This window comes from Mesorhizobium sp. M2A.F.Ca.ET.039.01.1.1 (assembly GCF_003998035.1).
GTDB lineage: Bacteria > Pseudomonadota > Alphaproteobacteria > Rhizobiales > Rhizobiaceae > Mesorhizobium.
Map to the genome: position 1 here is coordinate 1 of NZ_RZRY01000971.1, position 1,895 is coordinate 1,895.

The 1,895-nt window shown below is 64.1% G+C and carries 3 protein-coding genes; all 3 read right to left on the reverse strand.

The window, feature by feature from the left end; all coding sequences use genetic code 11:
• Positions 1 to 980: GGDEF domain-containing protein (locus tag EOA24_RS36235; protein ID WP_245501940.1), on the reverse strand; the 980-nt coding region annotated here is incomplete at its 3' end.
• Positions 981 to 1,168: 188 nt separating this feature from the next.
• Entirely contained in the window at positions 1,169 to 1,411 is a 243-nt protein-coding gene (locus tag EOA24_RS36240) for a hypothetical protein (RefSeq protein WP_126082567.1), read from the reverse strand.
• 238 nt (positions 1,412 to 1,649) lie between these two features.
• Positions 1,650 to 1,895: DUF72 domain-containing protein (locus EOA24_RS36245; protein ID WP_127410725.1), on the reverse strand; the 246-nt coding region annotated here is incomplete at its 5' end.

The window sequence follows — 1,895 nt, forward strand, 5'->3', positions numbered from 1 at the left end:
TTGTCGAAGCTCATGCCGTCCGTGCTGCCGAAGGCGAAGCCGGCGCTGACCGTGCAGCACAGCGGGCCGGTTTCGGTCTCAACCGTGCGCACGGCGAACGCGGCCCTGACACGTTCGGCCGTTGCTCCAGCCACCTCGGTTAAAATGCGCCTCAACACCATGGCAAATTCCTCACCGCCCATGCGGGCGACGGAGTCGTTCGGGCGCAGATCGGCGCAAAGCACTTCGGCAAAGACCCTCAGCACCTCGTCGCCGGCGGCATGGCCGAACTGGTCGTTGATCGCCTTGAAGCCATCGAGGTCGAACACGACCACAGCGGTGAAGGCGTTGACCGGCGTCTTGCCGTGCAGGTCGAACAGAGCGCGGCGGTTGAGCAGGCCGGTCAAGGCATCGGTTTGCGCCTCGCGCTGATGGTGGCGGGCGAGCCGACCCTGGTTGAGCGCCAGCGACAATGCGCCGATGCCGGTCATGGAAGCGATGACGATGACGAGGCTCAGGTCCTCCGCCCAGTTGCTTGGCGCGTGACCGAGAACCAGTTTGCCATCCCACGCCAGCACGGCCGCGCACAGCACGAAGGATGCCGCGGTCAGTGAATAGAGCAGCGACACGCCGATGAGATGGACGGGCGCCTCCGCGCGGCCCCGCCAATATTCATACGCCGTGCCGAACAGAAGCAGCGCGGCCAGAGCGTTCTCCAGCATGAAGCCCAGGCCGTCATAGCCGAGCGCCATGGGCGGCAGCGCCAGGGCACAGGAAATGCCGACGCCGAGCGCGATAAGCGGCAAGGGCGAGCGCCTGGTCCTGAACTGATGGGCAGCACCGAGCATGACCGAGAAGCCCAGCAGCAGCACCGCCAGCGTCAGCACGCCAAGGGCCGTTCCTGGCGCCTTGATATAGGCGTCGTAGGCAAAGACTTCGCACACCACGACCAGAACGCTGACTGCCCATGTCAAAAGGAATTTGTCGGAACGGGCGGCCATCCAGGTTCCGACAGGGTGAGGCTGAGGCAAGCGGCGGAGAAGCCGACGGCCAGAAGCAGTGAGTTGTAGTCGAGCAGCATGCGCGTCCTTGCCGGCGCCAGGCTTCTCCAACCTGACGTAGGTCCATTAATGGAGCAAGGAAGTATCGATTACGTTACGATCGCCGCAAAGATGCGAGGATTCCTGCGTTACAGGATCATTACCGACAATAGCAGGACAAAGCCAATTGCCATCATCGCCAGACCCGGCCAATTCTGCGACAGGCCGAGGAAACCGAGCCGACGGCGCCGCGGCTCCAATGTCGGGCCCGATGTTGCCAGGTTCGGCGCCGGACGGGGTGCTGGATCACTTAGTCGTCCGCGCCTCAGAGTGGCGGCCGCCATGTACACGACGCCTGCAACGGTAAGCAAGGCACCGACGATGACGATCATCTTTCCTCGCTCCTTTCCGACGCTGCGGGACTTCGCAAGCGATTCGCGAGATGGCTGCGTCCCGTTCCGACCTTCGGCAGCTGTTGCGACTTCGCAGCGGTCTCCTGCGGTCGGCGGCTGAGACAGAACGGTCAAGACGGCCGGCAGGTTCCGACAAGCCACCGGCCGACCAGCGTCGCATGGCGCGCCGAACAAAACTCTGGCGTTTGATTTATGGCCGCTGTGGAGGTCCGCAGCTCTAGGCTGTCACCCGCTTCATCAGCGCCATGGCGCCGAAGGGCGCGCGCACTTTGCCTTCGCTGATGAAGTAGGCGAACACGTCGCGCGGCTTGACCGGCGCATCGGTCTTCGGGTCGGCGCGCGGCAGGTCGGCGGGTTGCTTACCTTCGGCCCAGGTCTTCACACGTCCCGCCCATTCGTCGAGGCCTTTCGGCGTGTAGCAGTCGGGGTTGTCGTCGCTGCCGGTCTGCAATCGCGCATAGAC

Bases quoted from the DNA above. Each gene is read 5' to 3' on its own strand.
- EOA24_RS36240 (WP_126082567.1), bottom strand. From the start codon at position 1,411: ATGATCGTCATCGTCGGTGCCTTGCTTACCGTTGCAGGCGTCGTGTAC.